This is a genomic window from Streptomyces sp. NPDC059851 (assembly GCF_042732005.1).
Taxonomy (GTDB): domain Bacteria; phylum Actinomycetota; class Actinomycetes; order Streptomycetales; family Streptomycetaceae; genus Streptomyces.
This window is the reverse complement of sequence record NZ_JBHWJJ010000036.1, coordinates 16,893-38,901: the sequence shown is the minus strand read 5'-3', so window position 1 is coordinate 38,901 and position 22,009 is coordinate 16,893. Positions and strand designations below refer to the sequence as shown.

23 protein-coding genes and 1 pseudogene are annotated in these 22,009 nt (G+C 70.3%); 8 read left to right on the top strand and 16 right to left on the bottom strand.

All coding sequences use genetic code 11. From position 1 onward, the window contains the following. Nucleotides 1–27 precede the first annotated feature (27 nt). A complete protein-coding gene (locus ACFV7Q_RS15440) occupies nucleotides 28–156 on the top strand; it encodes a DUF6408 family protein (RefSeq protein ID WP_385428575.1) in 129 nt (42 codons plus the stop codon). 56 nt (nucleotides 157–212) lie between these two features. Here ACFV7Q_RS15440 and ACFV7Q_RS15435 read toward each other — a convergent pair whose 3' ends face one another. Beyond that, on the bottom strand, nucleotides 213–2,336 hold the full coding sequence (locus ACFV7Q_RS15435) for a DNA/RNA helicase domain-containing protein (protein WP_385428610.1): 2,124 nt from the start codon (nucleotides 2,334–2,336) through the stop codon (nucleotides 213–215). Nucleotides 2,337–3,439: 1,103 nt separating this feature from the next. On the opposite strand from ACFV7Q_RS15435, the pseudogene ACFV7Q_RS15430 reads away from it, so the two are divergent. Then, nucleotides 3,440–3,592, top strand: a pseudogene (locus ACFV7Q_RS15430) (transposase); the annotation flags it as partial. A gap of 162 nt (nucleotides 3,593–3,754) precedes the next feature. On the opposite strand, the gene ACFV7Q_RS15425 reads toward ACFV7Q_RS15430, so the two are convergent. The 4 genes from ACFV7Q_RS15425 to ACFV7Q_RS15410 all read right to left on the bottom strand — a co-directional run bounded on the left by ACFV7Q_RS15425 (nucleotide 3,755) and on the right by ACFV7Q_RS15410 (nucleotide 6,110). Next, nucleotides 3,755–4,144, bottom strand: coding sequence for a hypothetical protein (locus ACFV7Q_RS15425; protein WP_385428573.1), 390 nt, complete (start codon nucleotides 4,142–4,144; stop codon nucleotides 3,755–3,757). A 203-nt stretch (nucleotides 4,145–4,347) separates the two neighbouring features. Next, nucleotides 4,348–4,629 carry a hypothetical protein gene (locus ACFV7Q_RS15420; protein WP_385428571.1) on the bottom strand — a complete coding sequence of 94 codons (282 nt, stop codon included), beginning with the start codon at nucleotides 4,627–4,629 and terminating at the stop codon, nucleotides 4,348–4,350. 143 nt (nucleotides 4,630–4,772) lie between these two features. Beyond that, nucleotides 4,773–5,024 carry a tyrosine-type recombinase/integrase gene (locus ACFV7Q_RS15415; RefSeq protein WP_385428608.1) on the bottom strand — a complete coding sequence of 84 codons (252 nt, stop codon included), beginning with the start codon at nucleotides 5,022–5,024 and terminating at the stop codon, nucleotides 4,773–4,775. An 822-nt stretch (nucleotides 5,025–5,846) separates the two neighbouring features. Beyond that, nucleotides 5,847–6,110 carry a helix-turn-helix domain-containing protein gene (locus ACFV7Q_RS15410; protein WP_385428569.1) on the bottom strand — a complete coding sequence of 88 codons (264 nt, stop codon included), beginning with the start codon at nucleotides 6,108–6,110 and terminating at the stop codon, nucleotides 5,847–5,849. Nucleotides 6,111–6,427: 317 nt separating this feature from the next. Here ACFV7Q_RS15410 and ACFV7Q_RS15405 point away from each other — a divergent pair, with 317 nt between their 5' ends. From ACFV7Q_RS15405 to ACFV7Q_RS15395, 3 genes are all read left to right on the top strand, one after another. Next, nucleotides 6,428–6,559, top strand: coding sequence for a hypothetical protein (locus ACFV7Q_RS15405; RefSeq protein ID WP_385428567.1), 132 nt, complete (start codon nucleotides 6,428–6,430; stop codon nucleotides 6,557–6,559). 34 nt (nucleotides 6,560–6,593) lie between these two features. After that, nucleotides 6,594–7,040, top strand: a complete 447-nt coding sequence (locus tag ACFV7Q_RS15400; protein ID WP_385428566.1) for a hypothetical protein — start codon at nucleotides 6,594–6,596, stop codon at nucleotides 7,038–7,040. A 118-nt stretch (nucleotides 7,041–7,158) separates the two neighbouring features. Next, nucleotides 7,159–7,659 carry a very short patch repair endonuclease gene (locus tag ACFV7Q_RS15395; RefSeq protein WP_385428564.1) on the top strand — a complete coding sequence of 167 codons (501 nt, stop codon included), beginning with the start codon at nucleotides 7,159–7,161 and terminating at the stop codon, nucleotides 7,657–7,659. A gap of 246 nt (nucleotides 7,660–7,905) precedes the next feature. On the opposite strand, the gene ACFV7Q_RS15390 is transcribed toward ACFV7Q_RS15395, so the two are convergent. Together ACFV7Q_RS15390 and ACFV7Q_RS15385 are read right to left on the bottom strand one after the other, a co-directional pair. Continuing rightward, nucleotides 7,906–9,228 (bottom strand): class I SAM-dependent RNA methyltransferase, encoded by a 1,323-nt coding sequence (locus ACFV7Q_RS15390; RefSeq protein WP_385428563.1) that lies wholly within the window; start codon nucleotides 9,226–9,228, stop codon nucleotides 7,906–7,908. 139 nt (nucleotides 9,229–9,367) lie between these two features. Continuing rightward, complete coding sequence (locus ACFV7Q_RS15385) at nucleotides 9,368–11,419, bottom strand: APC family permease (RefSeq protein WP_385428561.1); 2,052 nt, start codon at nucleotides 11,417–11,419, stop codon at nucleotides 9,368–9,370. A gap of 221 nt (nucleotides 11,420–11,640) precedes the next feature. On the opposite strand from ACFV7Q_RS15385, the gene ACFV7Q_RS15380 reads away from it, so the two are divergent. Both ACFV7Q_RS15380 and ACFV7Q_RS15375 read left to right on the top strand, forming a co-directional pair. Then, nucleotides 11,641–12,309, top strand: coding sequence for a potassium channel family protein (locus ACFV7Q_RS15380; RefSeq protein WP_385428559.1), 669 nt, complete (start codon nucleotides 11,641–11,643; stop codon nucleotides 12,307–12,309). After that, nucleotides 12,306–12,971 (top strand): potassium channel family protein, encoded by a 666-nt coding sequence (locus tag ACFV7Q_RS15375; RefSeq protein ID WP_385428557.1) that lies wholly within the window; start codon nucleotides 12,306–12,308, stop codon nucleotides 12,969–12,971. The genes ACFV7Q_RS15380 and ACFV7Q_RS15375 overlap by 4 nt, the downstream gene beginning before the upstream one ends. 178 nt (nucleotides 12,972–13,149) lie before the next feature. Here the strand turns inward: ACFV7Q_RS15375 and ACFV7Q_RS15370 are convergent, their stop codons facing one another. The 7 genes from ACFV7Q_RS15370 to ACFV7Q_RS15340 form a co-directional block, all read right to left on the bottom strand. Continuing rightward, nucleotides 13,150–13,935 carry a DUF3159 domain-containing protein gene (locus tag ACFV7Q_RS15370; RefSeq protein ID WP_385428555.1) on the bottom strand — a complete coding sequence of 262 codons (786 nt, stop codon included), beginning with the start codon at nucleotides 13,933–13,935 and terminating at the stop codon, nucleotides 13,150–13,152. A 3-nt stretch (nucleotides 13,936–13,938) separates the two neighbouring features. Continuing rightward, nucleotides 13,939–14,358, bottom strand: coding sequence for an OB-fold nucleic acid binding domain-containing protein (locus ACFV7Q_RS15365; protein WP_385428553.1), 420 nt, complete (start codon nucleotides 14,356–14,358; stop codon nucleotides 13,939–13,941). Nucleotides 14,359–14,383: 25 nt separating this feature from the next. Further along, complete coding sequence (locus tag ACFV7Q_RS15360) at nucleotides 14,384–15,070, bottom strand: response regulator (protein WP_385428551.1); 687 nt, start codon at nucleotides 15,068–15,070, stop codon at nucleotides 14,384–14,386. Then, nucleotides 15,067–17,742 (bottom strand): DUF4118 domain-containing protein, encoded by a 2,676-nt coding sequence (locus ACFV7Q_RS15355; RefSeq protein ID WP_385428549.1) that lies wholly within the window; start codon nucleotides 17,740–17,742, stop codon nucleotides 15,067–15,069. The genes ACFV7Q_RS15360 and ACFV7Q_RS15355 overlap by 4 nt, the downstream gene beginning before the upstream one ends. Nucleotides 17,743–17,935: 193 nt before the next feature. Further along, nucleotides 17,936–18,712, bottom strand: a complete 777-nt coding sequence (locus tag ACFV7Q_RS15350; protein ID WP_385428547.1) for a DUF3710 domain-containing protein — start codon at nucleotides 18,710–18,712, stop codon at nucleotides 17,936–17,938. 1 nt (nucleotide 18,713) lies between these two features. Continuing rightward, entirely contained in the window at nucleotides 18,714–19,259 is a 546-nt protein-coding gene (dut, locus tag ACFV7Q_RS15345) for a dUTP diphosphatase (RefSeq protein WP_385428545.1), read from the bottom strand. Continuing rightward, nucleotides 19,259–19,843, bottom strand: a complete 585-nt coding sequence (locus ACFV7Q_RS15340; protein WP_385428543.1) for a PaaI family thioesterase — start codon at nucleotides 19,841–19,843, stop codon at nucleotides 19,259–19,261. Before ACFV7Q_RS15340 ends, dut begins: the two co-directional genes overlap by 1 nt. Nucleotides 19,844–19,901: 58 nt before the next feature. Here ACFV7Q_RS15340 and ACFV7Q_RS15335 point away from each other — a divergent pair, with 58 nt between their 5' ends. Continuing rightward, nucleotides 19,902–20,375: a DUF3093 domain-containing protein gene (locus ACFV7Q_RS15335; RefSeq protein WP_385428541.1), complete on the top strand. Its 474-nt coding sequence runs from the start codon at nucleotides 19,902–19,904 to the stop codon at nucleotides 20,373–20,375. Between the two features lie 86 nt (nucleotides 20,376–20,461). On the opposite strand, the gene ACFV7Q_RS15330 is transcribed toward ACFV7Q_RS15335, so the two are convergent. Next, complete coding sequence (locus ACFV7Q_RS15330; protein WP_385428540.1) at nucleotides 20,462–21,391, bottom strand: hypothetical protein; 930 nt, start codon at nucleotides 21,389–21,391, stop codon at nucleotides 20,462–20,464. A gap of 10 nt (nucleotides 21,392–21,401) precedes the next feature. Beyond that, nucleotides 21,402–21,698: a DUF4193 domain-containing protein gene (locus tag ACFV7Q_RS15325; RefSeq protein WP_179178219.1), complete on the bottom strand. Its 297-nt coding sequence runs from the start codon at nucleotides 21,696–21,698 to the stop codon at nucleotides 21,402–21,404. Nucleotides 21,699–22,009 lie beyond the last annotated feature (311 nt).

Sequence of the window (22,009 nt, the reverse complement as noted above, 5' to 3'; positions counted from 1 at the left end):
TCCACAACTCACTGCTCTGGAGTGGCCATGACCTCGGTCGAGTACAAGTCTGCGCGTCGTGAGCGGATCCGCGAGATCCTGATCGACATCGCTGCGGGAGTCGTCTCCAATCTTCTGGTGGCGGCACTGGCAACGACGGCACGTCTGCTCTTCTGACGCAGGCAGGTGGCGGGCCCGGTGAGCCCGCCGCCCCACCTCCTCGGCGTTCTCCGTCAGAACAGCCGCAGATCCAGCCCCTTCACCTCACTCGGCTTCCGCTTCCGCTTCCTTCGGCCGCCCGCTCCCCTGCGGGGCCGGGGCAGATGCGGCTTGCGGGCCTCCGGGGGCAGGTTCGCCCACGTGGGGCGCAAGTCGTGGAGCTCGACCGCCCCGACGAGTTCCTTCAGGTACGCCCGCGTTTCGGTATCCGTGGAGTACAGCACCGTCGCACGGCTGGCCCTAGTCATCAGTATGTGGTATGCGTGGCGGACGAGCCGGGCGAATTCTGCGTCGTCGACGCTGCCGGGCTTCACCTTCGGGTCAAAAGAACCGGGCTGGTCGACCCTCTTGATCCCCGAGCCTTCCTCCTTGTGCTCCTTGCCCCGGCGGAAGACCCACTTGTCTCCGCGACGCACCATGTCTTCACCCATGATCACGCCGCACCAGTCCCACTCGAGGCCCTGCGCGGTGTACACACAGCCGATCTGGCCGAGGCCGTTCGCTTCGACGGACCAGGTCTTCGCCGGCGGCACCTGGCCGCCCTCGCAGTAGCTGTCGCTGTCCGCGTTCCACGGCCGGTGCCAGTCGCCGATGCGGACATCGGGCTCCAGTCGTCTCTCTTTCCCGAGCGGCTTCGTCCAGGGCCAGCAGTAGCCCGCGACCATGCGCGCGGAGGCGCCGGCCAGCGCTTCGGTACGGATGATCCGTTCGAGCTCCTCCGGCGTGTCCGCCACCTCGATGTGCATCAACCCGTCCGGCCTCCACTGCTCGACAGGCTCCCCCGACACGCCGAGCACGGCCTGTACCCAGCGGATGTAGGCGTCGCTGCCACCGCAGCGGAACTGCTCCCGAAGGCTGCTCGAGACCAGTCGGGCGTCGTGCCTCCTGGCCGCGTCCTCGATGAGGGCAACGGTGCCGACCTCGTTCGGCCGGACCGACTGGCCTTCGTCCAGGAAGAAGACGGTGAGGCGCGAGGCCGCGAGGAGCTCGTCCACCTGCGGGCCCGTGCCCCAGTCCTCCGGCTTCCAGAACCGGTTGGTGGACCGGTCGCGAAGGCGGTGCGCCTCGTCGCAGATCAGCACGTCCAGTGGCGGGTCCGGCGGGGTGACGAAGTTGCTGAAGTAGGTGAAGGACTCCCTGAACTCCCGGTCTCCGTAGCCGACGTGCTGCTGGAGTGCTCCGTTGAAGGCCCGGCTACCGCTGGCGTACTTGACCGTCCGCCCTTGCGCCTCCAGTTCCGCCTTGATCTGGAGGCCGATCGCACTCTTCCCCGTGCCGGCTCCACCCGTGACCAGGAAGATCACTCGCCGTTCGTCCGGGACGAGTGCAGGACGCTCAAGGTCCGGGAGCACTTTGGCAGCGGTCTCCAGGACTTGATCAGCAACCGTCTTCTGATCTCCCCGCAGGGTGAAGACGGTGTCCTCCCCCCGCGACCGGATCATCGCATCCAGCAGGGGCGTGTTGCGCAGTCCCATGCGCTGCAACATCGTCTCGGCTGCGGATGCAGCTCCGTCCTCCGCAAAGTTCTTCCGGAGGTCGGACAGCAACTGATCGCGCCGGTCACCCGTGTACACGCGCGCGTAGGCACCCGTCGGCGCGTCCACGTCAATCAGGGGGCGCACCGAGTCGTCCGTGGCATTGTGCAGGTAGGCGAACCCACCGCACGCGAAGCCGACGCTGCCGAACGGGCCCCGATCGCTCGTGAACGCCTGGTAGTACTCGCGCAACTGTAGGGCCGGGTGCTTCTTCTCCCCCATGCCCGGCACGTGCACCAGCCCCTCGGCGGCCCGCTCCACCCTGGTCACCATCGACCAGCGTTTCAACTCGACCAGCTGCACGGACGGCCCGCTCCCCTCCGGATGCCGGCCCACCAGGACGACGTCGATGAGCCGGGGATCACCGGGCCGGTCGCTCTCGTCAACCGTCGCGGCGCACTCCACGATCATCTCGACGTTCCCGCGCCCCGCGGCAACCAGATCGTTCGCGAGACTGACCAGGCTCTCCGCCCAGGCCGACCGCTCCGACAACGAAGCATCGGCCCCCCGGAAGTGCCGCCACCGAGCGGCGAGGTGCGGCACCATACGGCGACGGGCGTTCAGGGTGAGCAGATCTTGCGCCGACAACTTCAGCAGGAGCATGGACACGAGGTGGTTCCCCCAGGGCACGAGTGACTCGTGCGGGTGGGGGCATGTCCTGGTCGGAAGCCCGTCGGGCCGCAATCGGTTCCGGTGATCTTAAGGAATGACCCACCGCCGAAGAACGCCGCCGCGGCTGTCGGCCGGAACTGCAGCCATCCTGGCCGGATCACGCCACGAGATCGCAGTGCCGGCTTCGCGAACCGGCTGGTCGTGTGCTCGCTCCGCGCGCCCGTCTCCGGCAGACATCCACAGACGTCGAACGCAAGTCCGCCTGATGGGGTGCGCTGCCCCGCAATCCAGACGACCGGTGGCCCGTACGCAGCACTCCGGCCCGTGGCGGAGTGGTCGGACTTCGCCTTCGCGGAAGCGCGCCTTCGTCATCGTCCCGTGCGATGCGCGAGGTTCTGCCGGGGACCGGCCCCTCGGTCTCAGTCACCCGCCGCGCAGAGGTGTGCTGGCCCCCCGGCATGAGGGGAGCGCGCACCGCACGTCGCCCATCCAGGTCGAACGCTGGTGTCCCGCGTGGACGAAAGCGTGCGCTGGTGGACCTGGGGCGGGCTACCGCGCCAACGCGACGCTTGGGGCGACACTGCCTTCGATCACCGACCCCGGCCAGCGTCCGACCGACTGCCACGGTCGCGGCGCGTCTCACCCACTTCGATGGGGCACGAGCAGCACTCGAAGAACCAGTCCGCTTCAACGTTGCGAGCCCGTGACACCGCCCGGTTTCGTCCGCGGTGTGGCGGTTGCGGGGAGCCCACAGTCGTCGGTCACTGGGACCGGACGTGGGCAAGCTGCAGGGCCAGGTTCGGCGCAGCGATCTGGGACGCCTCAGACGGTTCTCGCGGGCTGGCGCCCAGCTCGTGGACCCAGCGGACACTCCGTGTCCATCTGCCGGACGGTATTTGCGGCCGACCGCCAATGGCACGGGCGTTGCCCAGCCGCAGCAACAGCGAAGGCTTCGTGGAGCCGACCGCAGAGCACCTCCCCGACCTGCAGGTCAGACCCCCTTTGTGATCGGCTCCGGGATCGCCACGCACTCCGCGTGGTGGGTCATCGGAAAGATGTCGCAGAGAGCGGGGACTGGAGCAGGCACAGGTCAGAAGTCCCACAAGCAGGTCCGCGCCCGCATCGAGCACGTCTTCGCCCGCATGAAGACCTGGAAGATCCTCCGCGACTGCCGCCTCAAAGGCGCGGGCGTCCACCACGCCGTGCTCGGCATCGCCCGCATGCACAACCTCACCCTCGCCGGATAGGCCAGAGGGCCGCACGGCGGCCGGCCACGCCCGAGGCCACCCGAAGATCATTTACGGGGCAACCCTTAGCGCCGGGCTGGGCCGGCACCCGCTCGACCTTCCAACGGCATCGAGCGCCGAGGCACCCGTCCACCAGTGGTACTACCCGCAGTACGCCTTCGCTCAGCAGTCGTAGCTCTTGAGCGTCTTCGACGCACCGGTGGCCGACTTCAGGTAGTCGTTCTCCGACTTCAGGCTCTCGTTCTCCGCCGTCGACTCCGCCAACTGCACGACCAGTCCGGCAGCCATAGACAAGAGCCCCTCGTGCTTCGTCTGGAGCTCCTTGTGCTCTTCCTGAAGCCCCTTGTACTTCCAAGCGAGGACCCCGATGGTGGTGGCGGCCAGAACGCTGGCGCCGGCCTTGACCACCACCCTGGCTCTGCCGAACTTACCTCCGGCTGGCCCGGCACCGTCCTTGCCGATGCAAACGTGGCCCGTCTGGTGCGAGTGCTGCTGAGCCTCGCCGAGATGGTCGCTCCGATACGAGCACGATCCGCATTGGTAATGGATCATCAGCCGTTCCTCTCCCCCAGGGAGATGAGCTTGCCACAGGTCACGTGCCTCCGACGACCACTTGGTCATCCTCCGTACGCCCACGACGCTGAGGGAAGGACGCGCACCTACACGGGCGTGCGCGCCCGCTGATTGCGGGCTATGCCGTCAACGCTCCCAAGAGGGCCCATGGCGCTCCACGGGTAGCTCGTTCAGCTCCCTGGTCAGCGGGGATGCGTCGGTTCCAGGCCGAGGAGGTCGAGGAGATGGAGCTCGACGCCGCAGCTGATGACGATAATCGGCGGGTCGGTGGCGCCTACGACGCGTAGCCGCAGGCCGGAGAGATGGCAGAGGATCATCCGGCCGGCGGGCCGGACGTGCTGGGTCGCTGGATAGAGTCCGGGCATCTTCTGGTCGCTCCCGAGGGCCCAGCGGACCTGGTGCTCGATCAGGCAGAACACGAGCAGGGCCAGGCAGATCACCGCACCGATCCGGTCATGCGGCAACCCGGTCGGGCTCGCCTGGGGCGAGAGCTATACCCACTCCTTCCCTGGTGAACCACGACCTGTCGCAGGCCCCTCTCTGTTCACAGCCACGTGAGCGGGCAAACACCTCCGTCCTGTCCACGTGGTGCAGGGCGGGGAGTCGATCACGAGGCACCGATCAAGGGAGTGTCCAGGCGCTCCCAAGCACCGAGGACCGCCTTGTGCGCGTCCGGTTGCAGGTGTGCGTAGCGCTGTGCGGTCTGGAAGCTCTCGTGACCGAGGAGGTGTTGGACCTCGTAGAGTGAGACTCCCTTCTGGACGAGCCACGAGGCGCAGGTGTGGCGCATGGAGTGGGGCGGATAGTGCGGGACGGGGAGCTGTTCCCCGTCGGCGCCGAAGTAGTAAGCGTTCTCGATGGCCGGCCACCAGGTCTGGCGGCGCCAGTTGCCGTCGTCGAGGCGACGGCCGGCGCGCCCCTTGGTGACAGTGGTGAAGACCAGGGCGTCACGGTCGAGCGGGTGGACGTGCCGTTCGAGAGCGTCCAGGACGTGTGGCGGGAGCGGGACCGGCGGCTCCTCGAACTCCTGGGGTACTCCTTGATGCCGCTCTTGGTGTTGACCTCCACCACGAACACGCGGGAACGGCGCTGGTCGATCCGATGGCGATGCAGGCCGGCGAGTTCGCCCAGCTCAGCCGCGTGTAGAAGGCGAGCAGGCACGTGGTGCGCCATGGGGCCGGGAGCTCGTCGACGATGCTCTGCGCCTGGGGTGAACCATTGCGGGGGCTTGACCGCGATCTGCGGCAGGTCGATGTTCCGGCAAGGGCTGACCGCGATGACATCGTCATCGACGGCCGCACGCATGATGGACGACGACAGGTTGTACGCCCTCTTGATCGCCGAGGCGCCGACCCCCTTCTCGACCAGTCCGCGGATCCAGCTCTGGACGTCCATGCGGGTGACGGCCCGCATCTCCCAGTCGGCCCAGTGGGGCAGCACGTGGTTCTTGATGCTGGAGGCGTCGCCGCGCAGCGTGTGGGGCTCGACCACGCGGCCTGCCACCAGCGGTCGTGCCACTCACAGAACGCCATCTCGCCCGCCCGGGGATCCCGAATGCGTCCACGGGCGAACTGGGTCTCCATCTCGGTACCCCAAACGCGGGCCTGCGCCTTGAGGGGAAACGACTCGCTGAACCGGTCTCCAGTCCGGTTGCGGACGGTCGCCTGCCATTTGCTGGACTTCAACTTCCGGAGGTACGTGGTTCCGTTCCTTCCTGTTTCGCGTACGGAGGGACTCGGTCCTGGTCAGCGGCGGCGCGCAGGTGGGCGACCGCCCGGCTGTTGATGAAGTCGTCCAGGCTCGCGGCAAGGACGCGGACGCGAGAGCGAGCCGGTCCCGTGCGCAGGTCGACGACGGGCAGCTCGCCGGCGGCGATGAAGCGGTAGACCGTTCGGCGGTCAACGTCCAGGGCGGCGGCGGGTATGGACAGCAGGCGCGGGGCCATAGGCGGTTCCTTTGAGCTCGTAACACGATCTTGCTGGGAAGCCCTGGTCGGACGTTACCGGTGTGATGATTCGGCCGTTCGTGATGGCGTGAGCACTCGGCCTTGGATCGTGGATGACGCGTTGTGGGTACTGATCGAACCGCTGCTGCCGCCCTGGCCGGAACGGTCGTCGGGCCGCGGCCGGTGCCTGATCGGTTGTGTCTGCAGGGCATTTTGTACGTCCTGCACAACGACATCGCGCGACACCACCTGGACTGGGCCGCCACCCTCCGCTGGCTCCGCGCCCACTTCGCCACGGCCGGGCCACGGAGATCTTCTTGCGCGACCACAACGTCGACATCGCCGCCTACCGCCAGCAGTCCACCGCGATTTACAACTTCGGCGTCATGAACGGCGGCACCATGGCCGGCCCGTCCGGGCAGCGCCCCTCTCGGCCAATCCGTCCATGAGCAACTGACCCTTCGAACAAGCCAGGCGCCCAGCATGCCCCTCCGAGGCCAGCCCGACCCCGTCCCGACCGGCGTGAACTTCGGCATCATCAACACCGGCCGCATGACCGGACCCGCCGAAGCCGCTCCCTTTTCCCAGAACGCCGCTCAGACCAACAACCTCACCGACGAGGCCGTGGACAGGGCCCGCGAGAGCATCGATGAACTGCGCCAACGCCTGGAAGAGCTACGCGACCAGCACCCCGGAGTGGACGGCGCCCTGCACGACCTCGACATGATTACCCCACGGTTGGACGAGCCCGACCGAGACCCCGGAGCCCTCCGCTACATGATCGAGAGCCTGGTCGAACGGTGCGGAGGCATCCCCGGCGTCCTCGCGGCGGCCCAACTTTCAATCCACGGTCACGGCGCTGCTGCCCGGCTCCTAATGCCTCCCCGTCGCACAGCCACGTCCGACCGCTGCTACAAAACCCCTCGCTGAGACCGGGAAACAACGCGATGCCGGGTTCAGTCGCAGTATGAGCAGCGGTCCTGAACGGCCCGGGCATATCACCGGTACGACGCCCGTAACGGTGAGGCAACCCGATGGTTGATCAGGCGTGAGAATCCAGGACCGCCGCAGAGGGACGCCGGCGCCGCGCGATGCCAACGCGCGAAAGGTCATGGTCGCGCAGCGAAGCCGGGACACGGCTCCGGAGCTTGCGCTTCGCCGGGCTCTGCACTCATTGGGCTTCCGCTACCGCGTGGACCTGCCGATCGTCGGCATGCCACGTCGTCGCGCCGACGTCACGTTCACGAAGTGGCGCACCGCCGTGTTCGTACAGGGCTGCTTCTGGCACGCCTGCCCAAGTCACCTGCACGCACCCCGGCACAACTCGGAGTGGTGGCGGCAGAAGCTTCGGGGAAATGCCCGCCGCGACGAGGAGACCGATGCCCACCTCACGCTGATCGGTTGGCTGCCCCTCCGCATCTGGGAACACGAGACCGTGGACGGCGCGGTCAAGCGGGTGGCGGCGGCGCTCGCCACCCGGGGGCATCCCCGCGCCTTGGCCATCAGCACCTGGACGCCCATGTCGGAACGGGCGACCGAGGGCTCGTAGAGGAGCGCGTGCGGCATCCAAACACACGCGGGACGGGGCTCTCAGCCGTAGGGAAGCCGCCACGACGCCCAGCGCCACCCAGTGGAGGCAGAAGACGCCTTGCCTAGGCAGCAGGACAGGGAGGGGAACGACCTGAGCGACCCGGCCCTGACCTGAGCGTCACGAGCGTCATCTCAGCGTCAAGACACCGCCCGTAACGCCCACACCGCACATACTGCGCACGCACAAAACCTCAGGCCAGACGCCCTACTTAACCGGCTCCAGGATCGCCACGCACTCCACGTGGTGCGTCATCGGGAAGAGGTCGAAGACGCGGAGGGTGCGGGGCTTGTAGCCCGCCTCCGCGAAGTACGACAGGTCGCGGGCCAGGGCTGCCGGGTCGCAGGCCACGTACGCGATGCGGCGGGCCGAGAGGGACGCCACGTGGCGGACCGTCTGCTTGCCGGCGCCGGCGCGGGGCGGGTCCAGGACGACGAGGTCGCACTCCGTGATGCCGGTCCGGGGGAGGACGGATTCGACCTTGCCCTGTTCGATGCGGACCCGGGAGAAGTCGGCCAGGTTGTGCCGGGCGTCCTCCACCGCGCGCTTGCCGGACTCGATGCCGAGGACGGCGCCCGTCTCGCCGAGGCGTTCGGCGAGGGCTCCGGCGAAGATGCCGACGCCGCAGTAGAGGTCGAGGGCCATCTCGCCCTTGCGCGGCATCAGGCCCTGCATGACGGCGCGGACGAGGGTGTCGGCGGCCTGCGGGTGGACCTGCCAGAAGCCGCCCATGCCGACGCGGTAGGTGCGGCCGTCGGCGCGCTCGCGGACGAAGGGGCGGCCATGGACGCGGTGCGTCGAGCCGTCCTTCTCCTCCACGCGCAGGACCGAGACCGGCTTGTCGAGCTCGACCAGGGGGAGGCGGCCGCCGGGGCGGGGGGTCAGGACGACCTGGCGGTCGTTCGAGCCGGTCGCGGCGATGGCCTCGACCGTCGCCATCTGCGGCCACTCGCGCTTTTCGATGCCGAGTTCCGTCACGCCGGGGGCCGCGATCATGCAGTGGTCGACCGGCTCGACCTCGTGCGAGCGGTGCTTGCGCAGGCCGGCGCGGCCGTGCTCGTCGACGGCGTACTGGACGCGAGTGCGCCACTGGGGTACCTGGCCGGCCGGCAGCTTGTCGCCCTCGGCCGGGGCCACCGTGCCGTCCCAGCCGGCCTCCTCCGGGGTGAGCCCGGCGAGCCGGCGCAGCTGCTCGGCGACGACCTCGCCCTTGAGCCGGCGCTGGGCGCCCGGCTTGGCGTGCTGCCAGTCGCAGCCGCCGCACTTGCCGGGGCCGGCGTACGGGCAGGGGGCTTCCACCCTGTCCTTGGACGCCTCCAGCACCCGTACCGCGTCGGCGCGCAGGAAGCGGGAGTCCGTCTCGCCCTCGGTGACCTTGGCGACGACCTTCTCGCCGGGCAGGGTGTGGCGGACGAACAGGACGCGGCCGTCGTCGGTCCGGGCGATGCAGTGCCCGCCGTGCGCGACGGGGCCGACCTCGACCTCGTACTCCTCCCCGACCAGTGACTGCTTCTCGTTCTGCTGGGTCATGGCGGGGATTGCTCCAGGGTTCGGGTGCTGAGGGGGTCGGTCATGCGAACGGCCGGACGGCCGACCCACCAGTCTACGTGGATCCCGTCCGGCCGTTCGCCGGGGACTGCTCGTACGTACGTCTACTGTTTCCGTACGTCTACTGCTTCGCCGCGGTTTTGGTCGTGCGCGGCGTGTCCACCGGGCCGCGGCGCACCGCGCCCGGGGCGTTCCACTCCTGCCGCTTCTTCGCCCGCTGCTTCGCGAGCTCCGAAGACTGCAGCTGGTAGGGGACGGACGTGACCATGACGCCCGGGGTGAACAGCAGGCGGCCCTTGAGCCTGAGCGCGCTCTGGTTGTGCAGCAGGTGCTCGTACCAGCGGCCGACGACGTACTCCGGGATGTACACGCTGACGGCGTCGCGCGGGTTCTCGCTGCGCAGGCCCTTCACGTACTCCACGACCGGGCGGGTGATCTCGCGGTACGGGGAGTCGAGGATCTTGAGCGGGACGTTGATCCCGCGCCGCTCCCACTCGTCCCGCAGGGCCTTGGTCTCGGTGGGGTCGACGCTGATGCTGAGCGCCTCCAGGGTGTCGGAGCGGGTCAGCTTGGCGAAGGCCAGGGCGCGCAGCGTGGGCTTGTGCACCTTGGAGACCAGGACGATCGAGTGGACGCGGGACGGGCGGACGCTGTCGTCGCTCGGCCCCTCGGCGGCGGCGATCTCCTCGGAGACCCGGTCGTAGTGCTTCCGGATCGCGGTCATGGTGCCGTAGAAGATCAGCATGCCGAGCAGGGCGACCCATGCGCCGTGCGTGAACTTGGTGGCGAGGACGACGACCAGGACCAGGCCGGTGAAGATCGCGCCGAAGGTGTTGATCGCGCGGGAGCGGATCATCCGGTTGCGCGCGGACCTGTCGCGCTCGGTCTTCAGGTGCCGGTTCCAGTGCCGGACCATGCCGATCTGGCTCAGCGTGAAGGAGACGAACACGCCGACGATGTAGAGCTGGATCAGCTTGGTGGAGTCGGCGTCGTAGATCCACACGAGCAGCATGGCGGCGCCGGCCAGCAGCACGATGCCGTTGGAGAAGGCGAGCCGGTCGCCGCGGGTGTGCAGCTGGCGCGGCAGGTAGCGGTCCTGGGCGAGGATCGAGCCGAGCAGCGGGAAGCCGTTGTACGCGGTGTTGGCGGCCAGGAACAGCACGAGCGCGGTGGCGGTCGCCAGGATGATGAAGGCGATGCTGCCGCTGCCGAAGACGGCCTCGGCCACCTGGGAGATCACCGGGTTCTGCACGAAGTCGGGGCCGACGGGGACGCCGTTGTCGAGCAGGTTGGTGGCGGGCGCCTCGGCCATCCGCACGTCGGTGGCCATGGCCAGGCCGATGATCCCGCAGAACATGGTGACCGCGAGCAGGCCCATCAGGGCCAGCGTGCTGGCGGCGTTCTTGCTCTTGGGCTTGCGGAAGGCGGGGACGCCGTTGCTGATCGCCTCGACACCGGTCAGGGCGGCACAGCCGGAGGAGAAGGCCCGCAGGAGCAGGAAGACGAGGGCGAAGCCTGCCAGTCCCTGGTGCTCGGGTTTGATTTCGAGGTGTGCGGTGGGCGCCTGCATGGTGTCCCCGGCGACGAGGGCGCGCCAGGCACCCCAGATGATCATCGCGAAGACCGCGCCGACGAACACGTAGGTCGGGATGGCGAACAGCTTCCCGGATTCCTTCACACCGCGGAGATTCATCAGTGTGAGCAGGAGAATCATGACGATCGCCGAGAGCACCTTGTGCTCGATGACGAAATCCACGGCGGAGCCCAGGTTCTCCACTCCGGAGGAGATCGACACGGCCACGGTCAGGACGTAGTCGACGAGCAGGGCGCTCGCGACGGTGAGTCCGGCCTTGGGGCCGAGGTTGGTGTTGGCGACCTCGTAGTCGCCGCCGCCGCTGGGGTAGGCGTGGACGTTCTGGCGGTACGAGGCGACCACGGTGAACATCAGCACGACGACCGCGGCGGCGATCCAAGGGCTGAAGTGGTACGCCGACACGCCCGCGATGGACAGAACGAGCAGGACCTCACCGGGGGCGTACGCCACCGAGGAGAGCGGGTCGGACGCGAAGACGGGGAGGGCGATCCGCTTCGGGAGGAGTGTTTCCCCGAGGCGGTCGCGGTGCAGCGCCCGGCCGATCAGGATCCGTTTGGGCAGGTCGGTCAGTTTGGACACGGAGAGGATCGTAAGCGTTCGAAATCGGGCTGACGAACCCCCCGCCGGTATTCCGGCGCATTGGACCCCGGATGCGCCGGTGGTGCGCCCTGGAAGCGCCGGTGATGCGCTGCGGTCGTCGACCACCCGTGTGTAGCTTGGGCGGTGGTCTGAGACCCTGTTAAGCCAGAGCATGTATTGAGGCTGCGAACCAGCGAGCGCTGACAGCCGGAAGGACGGCCGTGCACATCGTCATTATGGGATGCGGAAGGGTGGGCTCCGCCCTCGCGCAGACCTTGGAACAGCAGGGGCATACGGTCGCGGTGATCGACCAGGACCCCACCGCATTCCGCCGGCTGGGAGCCGGGTTCGGCGGCCGCCGGGTCACCGGCGTCGGCTTCGACCAGGACACGCTGCGCGAGGCCGGGATCGAGGACGCGGGCGCCTTCGCCGCCGTCAGCAGTGGTGACAATTCCAACATCATCGCCGCCCGGGTGGCCCGCGAGATGTTCGGCGTCGAGAACGTCGCCGCCCGCATCTACGACCCCAAGCGCGCCGAGGTCTACCAGCGCCTCGGCATCCCCACCGTCGCCACCGTACGGTGGACGGCCGACCAGATGCTGCGCCGGCTGCTGCCGTCCGGGGCGGAGCCGCTGTGGCGCGACCCGAGCGGCGGCGTGCAGCTCGCCGAGGTGCACACGGCCCCGGCCTGGATCGGGCACAAGGTCAGCAGGCTGCAGGACGAGACCGGCGTGCGCGTGGCCTTCCTCACCCGCCTGGGCGAGGCCATGTTGCCGACGTCGCAGACGGTCCTGCAGGAGGGCGACCTCGTCCACGTGATGATGCGCACGGACGAGATCGACAAGGTCGAGGCGGCCTTCGCCGAGGGCCCCGAGGAGGCACACGCATGAGGGTCGCGATCGCCGGAGCCGGCGCGGTGGGCCGTTCCATCGCGGGCGAGCTGCTGGAGAACGGGCACGAGGTGCTCCTCGTCGACAAGGCCCCGACCGCCATCTCGGTGGAGCGGGTGCCGCAGGCCGAGTGGCTGCTGGCCGACGCCTGCGAGATCACCTCGCTGGACGAGGCGGCGCTGCAGCGCTGCAACGTGGTCATCGCGGCGACCGGCGACGACAAGGTCAACCTGGTCGTCTCCCTGCTGGCCAAGACCGAGTACGGGGTTCCGCGTGTCGTGGCGCGCGTCAACAACCCCAAGAACGAGTGGCTGTTCAACGAGGCGTGGGGCGTCGACGTGGCGGTGTCCACGCCGCGTCTGATGTCGGCCCTGGTCGAGGAGGCCGTCAGCGTCGGCGATCTCGTGCGGCTGCTCCGCTTCAGCCACGGCGACGCCAACCTGGTCGAGCTGACCCTGCCCGCGGAGTCCCCGGTCGCCGGGACCCAGATCAGCGAGATCAGCTGGCCCGAGGACACCTCGCTGGTCACGATCATCCGCGGCAACCGGGTCCTGACCCCGCACGCGGAGGAGACCCTGGAGCCGGGCGACGAGCTGCTGTTCGTGGCCGCCCAGGCCCGCGAGGGCCAGCTGGAGGACCTGCTCCAGGCCCCGCGGCAGTAGCGGGCCGACCGCCGTGGGAACCGCCGACCGGGCCCGACGGCGGTTCCCACGGCACACGCGAAGGGGCGGACGGCCGGTTGCCCGGCTGTCCGCCCCTTCGCGTGTCCGTAGTACGTACGGCCTGACGGCGCCGGGCCGTCAGACGCCGTGCCGTCAGGCGCCGGGTCGTCAGACGCCGTCAGGCTCCCGGCTCGCGTGCGGCCGCGGCCTTGGCCGCCTTCCGCGCCGCCTCCTCGGCCTCGTACTCCGCGATCACGTCGATCGGCGGCGGCGCCTTCGCCAGGAACACCCAGGTGAAGTACACCGCGAGCACCATCGGCGGCAGCTTCAGGGCGATCAGCAGCCAGCCCAGCTGGGTCGCGTCACCCCACCAGTACAGCGGGAAGAGGATCGCGTACTTGGCCAGGAAGATGATGCCCCAGGCCAAGCTGGCCTTGGTGTACGCCTTCTTCCGGCCGGGGTTGCGGGTCCGCCAGGACATGTTCTCCCGGAACACCGGCCCCAGTACCACCCCCAGCAGCGGGAACCCCACCAGCGCGGACAGCGTGAAGGCGACGCCCAGCCCGGCGCCGTAGATCATGCCGGGCAGGTAGAAGCCCTTGGCGCTCCCGGTGAACAGGGCGAAGGCCACGCCCACGCCCACGCCGAAGACCCCGCTGAAAGCGTGCTTGACGGTGTCCTTGCGCAGCAGCCGCACGATCACCAGCAGGACCGCGACCGCGCCCGCCGCGATCGCGGACGTCTTCACGTCCTTGTTGATCGTGTAGATCATCACGAAGAGCAGGCCGGGGAGCATCGTCTCCAAGGTGCCCCGGATGCCTCCGAAGGCGTCGAAGAGCGCCGCTTGGGTCACCGCGCCCTGGTCGGCGGCGGCTCCGGATTCCGGACCCTGTCCCTGGGATCTCCCCGGCCCGTGGGCGGGGGACTGCCCGGGGGTCGTCGGGGGCTTGTCGAGTGAGGTCACCGGTTACTGCTCCTGTCCGAGCGGTCGGAGTTCGTACTTCGGATTGAAGAGGACCCGGCGGCCGCGGCTCATGGCGATCCGCCCCGAGGCGATCATGCGACGCCCCGGTTCGATTCCCACGATCGAGCGACGCCCCAGCCAGACCACGTCCAGCGCGGCGGACCCGTCGAAGAGCTCCGCCTCCAGCGCGGGGACGCCCGCGCGGGGCCGGAGGGTGACGGTACGCAGGGTCCCGGTGACCTTCACTATCTCGCGGTCGTGGGAATCGCAGATCCGCGTGCAACCCGCGGCTTCTGCGTCCTCCTGCAGCTCCGCCGAATGCAGCTCTTCCTGGGAGGAGGACAGCCGCTCGATCATCCGGCGGAACCGGCCCGCCGGCCTGACCGGTTTGGCGGACTTATCGGGACGCGGTTCAGCACTCATACCAGGAAGCGTACCGGCGCCCGCGCTACCTCTCGAAGCGGTATCCCATGCCCGGTTCCGTAATGAAGTGCCGCGGATGCGAGGGGTCCGCCTCTAGTTTGCGCCGCAATTGCGCCATGTAGACGCGCAGGTAGTTGGTCTCCGTGCCGTACGAGGGCCCCCACACCTCCTGGAGCAGCTGCTTCTGGCCGACCAGCTTGCCGGCGTTGCGGACGAGGACCTCCAGCAGGTGCCACTCGGTGGGCGTGAGCCGTACGTCGCGCCCCTCGCGCACCGCCTTCTTCGCGGCCAGGTCCACCGTGAAGCCGTCGGTCTCCACGACGACCTCCTCCCCGCCGGCTCCGGCCACGGGCTCGGCCCGGCGCACGGCGGCGCGCAGCCGCGCGAGCAGCTCGTCCATGCCGAAGGGCTTGGTGACGTAGTCGTCGGCGCCCGCGTCCAGGGCCTCGACCTTCTCGTCGGAGCTGTGCCGGGCGGACAGCACCAGGATCGGGACGCGCGTCCAGCCGCGCAGCCCCTTGATCACGTCCACGCCGTCCATGTCGGGCAGGCCGAGGTCCAGGACCACGACGTCGGGGTGGCGGGCCGCCGCCAGCTCCAGGGCTTCGGCCCCGTCGGCGGCGGCGTCGACCTCGTACTTGCGCGCCTTGAGGTTGATCACGAGGGCTCGGACGATCTGCGGCTCGTCGTCCACCACGAGCACCCGGGTCATGGAGGTCCTGCTTTCTCTCGTACGGGGGGTATCGGGTCGGTCGGATCGGCGGGATCGGGCGCGGCGGCCGGGCCGGGCGCGGCGGCCGGGCCGGGCGCGGCGGCCGGGCCGGGGTCGGGGATGCGGTCGGGATCGGGGATGCGGTCGGGCGCCGGCGCACGCCCGCGCGGAGCGGCGCGCAGGGTGAGCACCATGGTCAGCCCTCCCCCGGGAGTGTCCTCGGCGGTCAGGGTGCCGTCCATGGCCTCGGCGAAGCCGCGGGCAACGGCGAGCCCGAGGCCGACGCCGGTCCCCCGGGGGGCGTCGCCGTGGCGCTGGAAGGGTTCGAAGATCCGGTCCTTGGCCCCGTCGGGGACTCCGGGGCCGCGGTCGACGACGCGTACCTCGACCTGGTCGCCGAGGTGGCTGGCGGCGACGAGCACCGGCACGTGCAACGGGCTGTACTTGACGGCGTTCTCCACGACGTTGGCCACGGCCCGCTCCAGCAGCCCCGGGTCGACCGCGACCATCGGCAGGGTCTCGGGGACGTCCAGGAGGACGCTGTCCTCGGGTACGCCGCCCAGGGCCACCGGGACCACCTCGTCGAGGTCGATCTCCCGGATCAGCGGGGTGACCGTGCCGGTCTGCAGCCGCGACATGTCGAGGAGGTTGCCCACCAGGTGGTCGAGCCGGTCGGCGCCCTGCTCGATGCCCTCCAACAGCTCGGCCCGGTCCTCCTCCGACCAGTCCACGTCATCGGAGCGCAGGGAGGAGACCGAGGCCTTGATCCCCGCGAGCGGTGTCCGCAGGTCGTGGCTGACGGCGGCGAGCAGGGCGGTCCGGATCCGGTTGCCCTCGGCGAGGCGGCGGGCGTCCTCGGCCTCGCCGAGCAGGCGCTGCCGGTCAAGGACGACGGCCGCCTGGGCGGCGAAGGCGCCCAGCACCCGGCGGTCCTCGGCGGGCAGCACCCTCCCCGACAGGGCCAGCGCCATCCGGTCCCCGATCGGCATGTCCACGTCGGCGTCCTCGGGCCGGGCGGCGGGGTGCGGGCCGACGCTGCCCGCCGGCTTCCAGGGCTCCCGGTCGCCGCCGCGCTCCAGCAGGGCCACGGACTCCATGGCGAAGGTCTCGCGGACCCGCTCCAGCAGCGCGTCCAGCGTGGTCTCGCCGCGCAGCACGCTGCCCGCGAGGAAGGACAGGACCTCGGACTCGGCGCGCAGCCGGGCCGCCTGGTGGGTGCGGCGGGCGGCGAGGTCGACCACCGAGGCGACGGAGACCGCGACGCCGAAGAAGACCGCGATGGACACGATGTTCTTGGGGTCGGAGATCGTCAGGCGGTGCAGGGGCGGCGCGAAGAAGTAGTTCAGCAGCAGGGAGCCGAAGGCGGCCGAGGCCAGCGCCGGGTAGAGCCCGCCGAGCAGGGCGGCGGCCACGGTGAGCGCCAGGAACAGCAGCATCTCGTTGGCCAGGCCCGGGTCGGCGTCGACGTGCGTGAGCAGGATCGCCAGCAGGGCGGGGCAGACGACGCCGACCACCCAGCCGGCGATGACCCGGGTCCGGCCGAGCAGGGCGGCCGAGCGGGCCGGCGGCAGGCCGCGGCGGCGCCCCTTGGCGGCCTCCTCGTGGGTGACGATGTGCACGTCGAGGTCGGGTCCGGACTCCCGGGCAACGGTGACGCCGACCCCCGGCCCGAAGGCGTACTGCCAGGGTTTGCGGCGGCTGGAGCCGAGCACGACCTGGGTGGCGTTGACCCCGCGGGCGAAGTCCAGCAGGCCGGCGGCGATGTCGTCGCCGATCACATGGTGAAACGTTCCGCCCAGGTCCTCGACCAGGGTGCGCTGGACGGCGAGCTCCTTCGGGGATGCCGCGGTGAGGCCGTCGCTGCGGGCGACGTACACGGCCATGACCTCGCCGCCCGCCCCCTTCTCCGCCAGCCGCGCCGCCCGCCGGATCAGCGTGCGCCCCTCCGGGCCGCCGGTCAGCCCGACGACGATCCGCTCACGGGCCTGCCAGGTGGCGCGGATGCCGTGCTCGTCCCGGTACTCCTGGAGGTACTCGTCCACCCGGTCCGCGACCCACAGCAGCGCCAGCTCGCGCAGCGCCGTCAGGTTCCCCGGCCGGAAGTAGTTCGACAGGGCCGCGTCGACCTTGTCCGACGCGTAGACGTTGCCGTGCGCCATGCGCCGCCTGAGCGCCTGCGGCGACATGTCGACCAGCTCGATCTGGTCGGCCCGCCGCACCACCTCGTCCGGCACCGTCTCCCGCTGCCGCACCCCGGTGATCGTCTCCACGACGTCGCCCAGCGACTCCAGGTGCTGGATGTTCACCGTCGAGACCACGTCGATGCCCGCCCCGAGCAGTTCCTCGACGTCCTGCCAACGCTTGGCGTTCCGCGAGCCCGGCACGTTCGTGTGCGCGAGCTCGTCCACCAGCGCCACCGCCGGCCGCCGCGCCAGCACCGCGTCCACGTCCATCTCGGGGAACACGGCGCCCCGGTACGCGGCCTCCCGGCGCGGCACGACCTCCAGGCCGTGCAGCATCACCTCCGTGCGCGTCCGCCCGTGGTGTTCGACGAACCCCACGACGCAGTCCGTACCGCGCTCCACCCGGCGGTGCGCCTCGGAGAGCATGGCGTACGTCTTGCCCACTCCGGGGGCCGCGCCCAGGTAGATCCGAAGCTTGCCGCGTGCCATGCGCCCATTCTCAAGGACGTTTGTGCTGTTCACGCACTTTTGGCCGGTCGTCCGCCCATCTCTGACGCATCCCTGACGCCCGGCCGGCCGCCGGACACGGTTGCGGGCCGCACCCCCGAAGGGGTACGGCCCGTGTCGCACACGACGGCGCCGGCCGGAACCTGCCGGCCCAGCGGCAGGAGCGGCCGCAGGGTCAGCGGACCTCGGTGATCTCCGGGCCGCGCTCCAGCTGGCCCATGCCGCCGGAAAAGCGGGAGCCCTCCTGGTCCTCGGTCTGCACGCCGTCCGGCACCATCTGGGCGTCGTTCGGCAGCTTCAGCACGATCGGGTCGCGCGGAGCCATCGGGCCGTCACCACGGACGATGACGGTGTCCCGGAAGATGGCCTCCAGCACGCCCGCCGACTCGGGGCGCACCGCGCCCTGGCCGGAGATGACACCGCGCAGGAACCAGCGCGGACCGTCGACGCCGACGAAGCGGACCAGCTGGGCGCCGGTCTGGCCGTCGGGCATCGGCACGGGCACCTGGGCGCGCAGTTCCCAACCGAGCGGGCCCTCGACCTCGTCGATCCGACCGCCCTGCTGGATGATGCCGGCCGCGATCTCCTCGCGGACCTCGCCCCAGATGCCTTCCTTCTTGGGTGCGGCGAAGGCCTGCAGCTGCACGGCGCTGTCGCCCAGCACGACCGTCGCGGCGACGATCGCGTCACCGGCGACCTCGACGCGCAGTTCCATGCCTTCGACACCCGGTACGAGGATGCCGCCGAGGTCGACCCGGCCCTCCGCCGGGGAACCGGGCACCTCGGTGACGTCCCACGGGCCGTCGGGTCGCGGAGCCGGCGGCAGGTTCACCCTGCGGGGGGCGGCGTCGGTCTCCGCGCCGTCCCGGCCGTCGGCAGCCACGCCGTCCACGACCTGCTCGGCCGCGCCGCCGTCCTTGGCGGAGTCGTTCTTCTTGCGACGTCCGAACACGTCACTGTCCTTCCCGGTCGGATACGACCGAAGCGTAGCCATTCCCACCCTGCTGACCAGCGCCGTTTCCGGCCACGGCCGCATGGCCTCCCGTGGAGCCGAACCCCCCGTCGGCCCGCGCCGAGCCGGGAAGCTCCGCCACCTCGTGGAAGCGCACCTTCTCGACCCGCTGGACAACCAGCTGGGCAATGCGGTCGAAGCGCTCGAACCGGACGCTCTCGCGCGGATCGAGATTGACCACGATCACCTTGATCTCCCCACGGTACCCGGCATCCACCGTCCCCGGGGCATTCACGAGCGCGAGCCCGCAGCGGGCGGCCAGTCCCGAACGCGGGTGCACGAACGCCGCGTACCCGTCGGGCAGGGCGATCGAGACCCCCGTGGGCAGCACCGTGCGCTCGCCGGGGGCGAGCTCGGCGGCCTCGGTGGTCACCAGGTCACATCCGGCGTCGCCGGGGTGGCCGTACGCGGGGATCGGCACCTCGGGGTCGACGCGCTTGATCAGCACGTCGACCTGGTGACCGGGGTCGTGATTGTTCAGAGCCATCAGGGGTTCACCTCGAAGGCGCGTGCGCGCCTGACCTGGTCCGGGTCGGCCATGACCGCCCGGATCTCCTCGGGCCGACCGTTGTCGATGAAGTGGTCGACCTTCACCTCTATGAAGAGTGCGTCCGCGCGCACGGCGACGGGGCCCTCGGGCCCGCCCATCCGGCCGACCGCGGTGGAGTAGATCTTGCGGCCGGCGACGGCGGTCACCTCGGCCTGCAAGTGCAGCACGGTGCCCACGGGCACCGGCCGTACGTAGTCGGTCTCCAGCCGGCCGGTCACCGCGATGACCCGCAGCAGCCAGTTCAGGGAGCCCAGCGTCTCGTCGAGTGCGGTGGCGAGGACGCCGCCGTGCGCGAGGCCGGGAGCGCCCTGGTGGGCGGGCCTGACGGTGAACTCGGCGGTGACGCTCACCCCGTCGCCCGCCCGCGCCTCCAGGTGGAGGCCGTGCGACTGGTTGCCGCCGCAGCCGAAGCAGTGCTCGTAGTGCGAACCGAGCGACTCGCCGGGAGCCGGGGCCTCCGGGTGCCGGACCGGTGCGACGGCATCGTCCGGGGGCGTCAACGCAGTGTTTCGTCCACTCACAGGCGCAGACCTTACCCGCGCCACTACCCGCCGGTCGCCTCGTGGCAGGCTTGATGTCATGCAGCTCTCCCCCGCACACCACGACGAACGTCTGACCGCCCCCCGCTCCTGGTGGGGCATCACCGTCCTCACGGGGCTCGCCGGCGCCCTGATGCTGCTGCCGCTGGGCACCCTGCCGCTGCTGGCCGGGCTCATCGGCGGCGCGGCGCTGGCGGGGCTGCTGGTGAGCTCGTACGGGTCGGCGCGGGTACGCGTGGTGAACGGATCACTGGCCGCCGGCGATGCGCGGATCCCGGCGTCGGCCCTGGGCGAGCCCGAGGTGCTGGACGCGGAGGAGGCGCGCGCCTGGCGGACGTACAAGGCCGATACGCGTGCGTTCATGCTGATGCGCAGCTACGTCCCGACGGCGGTGCGGATCCCGGTGACGGACCCGGCCGACCCGACGCCGTACGTGTACCTGTCCACCCGGGAGCCCGAGGCGCTGGCCGCGGCGGTCCGGGCGGCCAGGGCCGCTGCCCCGGCCGGCGGCTGACCGGCGGCTGACCGGCGGCTACCGGGGCGGCCGGGCCCGTCGTCGGTCCGCCCGGCCGGCGCTGCGGTCAGCCGCCGGCGCTGCGGTCAGCCCTGGGGCTCGGTGCGCGGTCCTTCGAGGGCGCGCCCGGGATCGCCGGGGCCCTCGGGGAGGCGCTGGACGGGCATCTGCAGGGGCGGGAGCGGCGGCAGGGCGTCCCAGGGCACGGCCCGGCTCCGCAGGTCCCCACGGACCTTTTCGGCGAGTCTGCGGGTGTCACGGCGGTTCATGACCGCACCGACGGCCGCGCCCACCATGAACGGCATGAGGTTCGGCAGACTGCGGATCATCCGCTTCATGACCTGCTGGCGCAGTTCGCGCTTCATCTGGCCACCGAGGACGGAGTTCAGCGTCGAGGGCCTCGTCAGGTCGACGCCGCGCTCCTCGGTCCAGGCGGTCAGGTACGCGAGGCTGCGGTCCTTGACGTTGCCGGGCGGCCGCAGGCCGTAGACCTCGTGCAGCTCGGCGATGAGCTTGAGCTCTATGGCGGCGACGCCGGTGATCTCCGTGGCCAGCTCCACGGGCATGGCGGGCGGCACGGGCAGCATGGCCGCCGCACCGATGCCCGCGCCCACCGTCGAGGTGCCGTTCGCGGCGCCGGCGATCAGTTTGTCGGCCAGCTGGTCCGGGCCGAGGCCCGGGAACTGGGCCCGCAGGGTCGCGAGGTCCCGGACCGGGATGCGCGGGGCGTTCTCGATGATGCGGTCCGCGACGTACAGGGCGGCGGCCCTGGCGCCCTCACCGCCCTTGCGCACCCCGCTCTTGACGGCCCGCAGCCCCCGGGCGCCGGCACGCTGCCGGCCCCCTTCGCCGGACTCCCCTGCCGCCGGGACCACCACCGCGGCGGCGTCGGAGGGAACGGCGGGCACGCCGGGAGCTCCTTGGCCCGTTTCCGGGCCGGTGGCTCCCGTCGGTGTCTCCACCGGTTCAGCGGACTTCCGGAGGCGAAGCCTGCGGAAGGGTGTCGAGCCGGTCACGGCCGACGCCTCAGTCGCAGTCGCGGCAGATCGGCTGACCGTTCTTCTCCCGCGCCAGCTGGCTGCGGTGGTGCACCAGGAAGCAGCTCATGCAGGTGAACTCGTCGGCCTGCTTGGGCAGCACCCGGACGGCCAGCTCCTCGTTGGAGAGGTCCGCTCCCGGGAGCTCCATGCCCTCCACGGCGTCGAAGTCGTCGATGTCGACGCTCGAGGCCGACTTGTCGTTCCGCCGGGCCTTGAGCTCTTCGATGCTGTCGTTGTCGACGTCCTCGTCGGTCTTGCGTGGGGTGTCGTAGTCCGTTGCCATGTTTCGCTCTCCCCCTCTGGGATTTAGCGGTGTCTCAGCGCACGTAACGCGCGAGAGGCCGGACTTGTGCCCGACCTGAGGCGGAGATTTTGCCTCACATCAAGGTCTGTTACTCAATCGACACCCAGCCGCGCGCCTGAAGGGGCGACCGGCTGGGATGACGACCGGGACCGTACACGGTCCGCAGACCGACTTGCACAAAGGCCACCCGGTGTATTTTCCGCCAGGCGGGGGTCCGGAAACCCGGACTTGCCGGACTTTCCGGGCCTTCTGCGCCTTCTTTGGGCCACTGAACGCACATGACCTCACAC

Coding starts and splice junctions, on each gene's coding strand:
- ACFV7Q_RS15435 (WP_385428610.1), bottom strand. CDS start 2,336: ATGCTCCTGCTGAAGTTGTCGGCGCAAGATCTGCTCACCCTGAACGCC.
- ACFV7Q_RS15375 (WP_385428557.1), top strand. CDS start 12,306: ATGAGGGTCGCGATCGCCGGAGCCGGCGCGGTGGGCCGTTCCATCGCG.
- ACFV7Q_RS15360 (WP_385428551.1), bottom strand. CDS start 15,070: ATGACCCGGGTGCTCGTGGTGGACGACGAGCCGCAGATCGTCCGAGCC.
- ACFV7Q_RS15390 (WP_385428563.1), bottom strand. CDS start 9,228: ATGACCCAGCAGAACGAGAAGCAGTCACTGGTCGGGGAGGAGTACGAG.
- ACFV7Q_RS15335 (WP_385428541.1), top strand. CDS start 19,902: ATGCAGCTCTCCCCCGCACACCACGACGAACGTCTGACCGCCCCCCGC.
- ACFV7Q_RS15425 (WP_385428573.1), bottom strand. CDS start 4,144: ATGATCCATTACCAATGCGGATCGTGCTCGTATCGGAGCGACCATCTC.
- dut (WP_385428545.1), bottom strand. CDS start 19,259: ATGGCTCTGAACAATCACGACCCCGGTCACCAGGTCGACGTGCTGATC.
- ACFV7Q_RS15400 (WP_385428566.1), top strand. CDS start 6,594: ATGCCCCTCCGAGGCCAGCCCGACCCCGTCCCGACCGGCGTGAACTTC.
- ACFV7Q_RS15325 (WP_179178219.1), bottom strand. CDS start 21,698: ATGGCAACGGACTACGACACCCCACGCAAGACCGACGAGGACGTCGAC.
- ACFV7Q_RS15355 (WP_385428549.1), bottom strand. CDS start 17,742: ATGGCACGCGGCAAGCTTCGGATCTACCTGGGCGCGGCCCCCGGAGTG.
- ACFV7Q_RS15440 (WP_385428575.1), top strand. CDS start 28: ATGACCTCGGTCGAGTACAAGTCTGCGCGTCGTGAGCGGATCCGCGAG.
- ACFV7Q_RS15410 (WP_385428569.1), bottom strand. CDS start 6,110: ATGGCCCCGCGCCTGCTGTCCATACCCGCCGCCGCCCTGGACGTTGAC.
- ACFV7Q_RS15365 (WP_385428553.1), bottom strand. CDS start 14,358: ATGAGTGCTGAACCGCGTCCCGATAAGTCCGCCAAACCGGTCAGGCCG.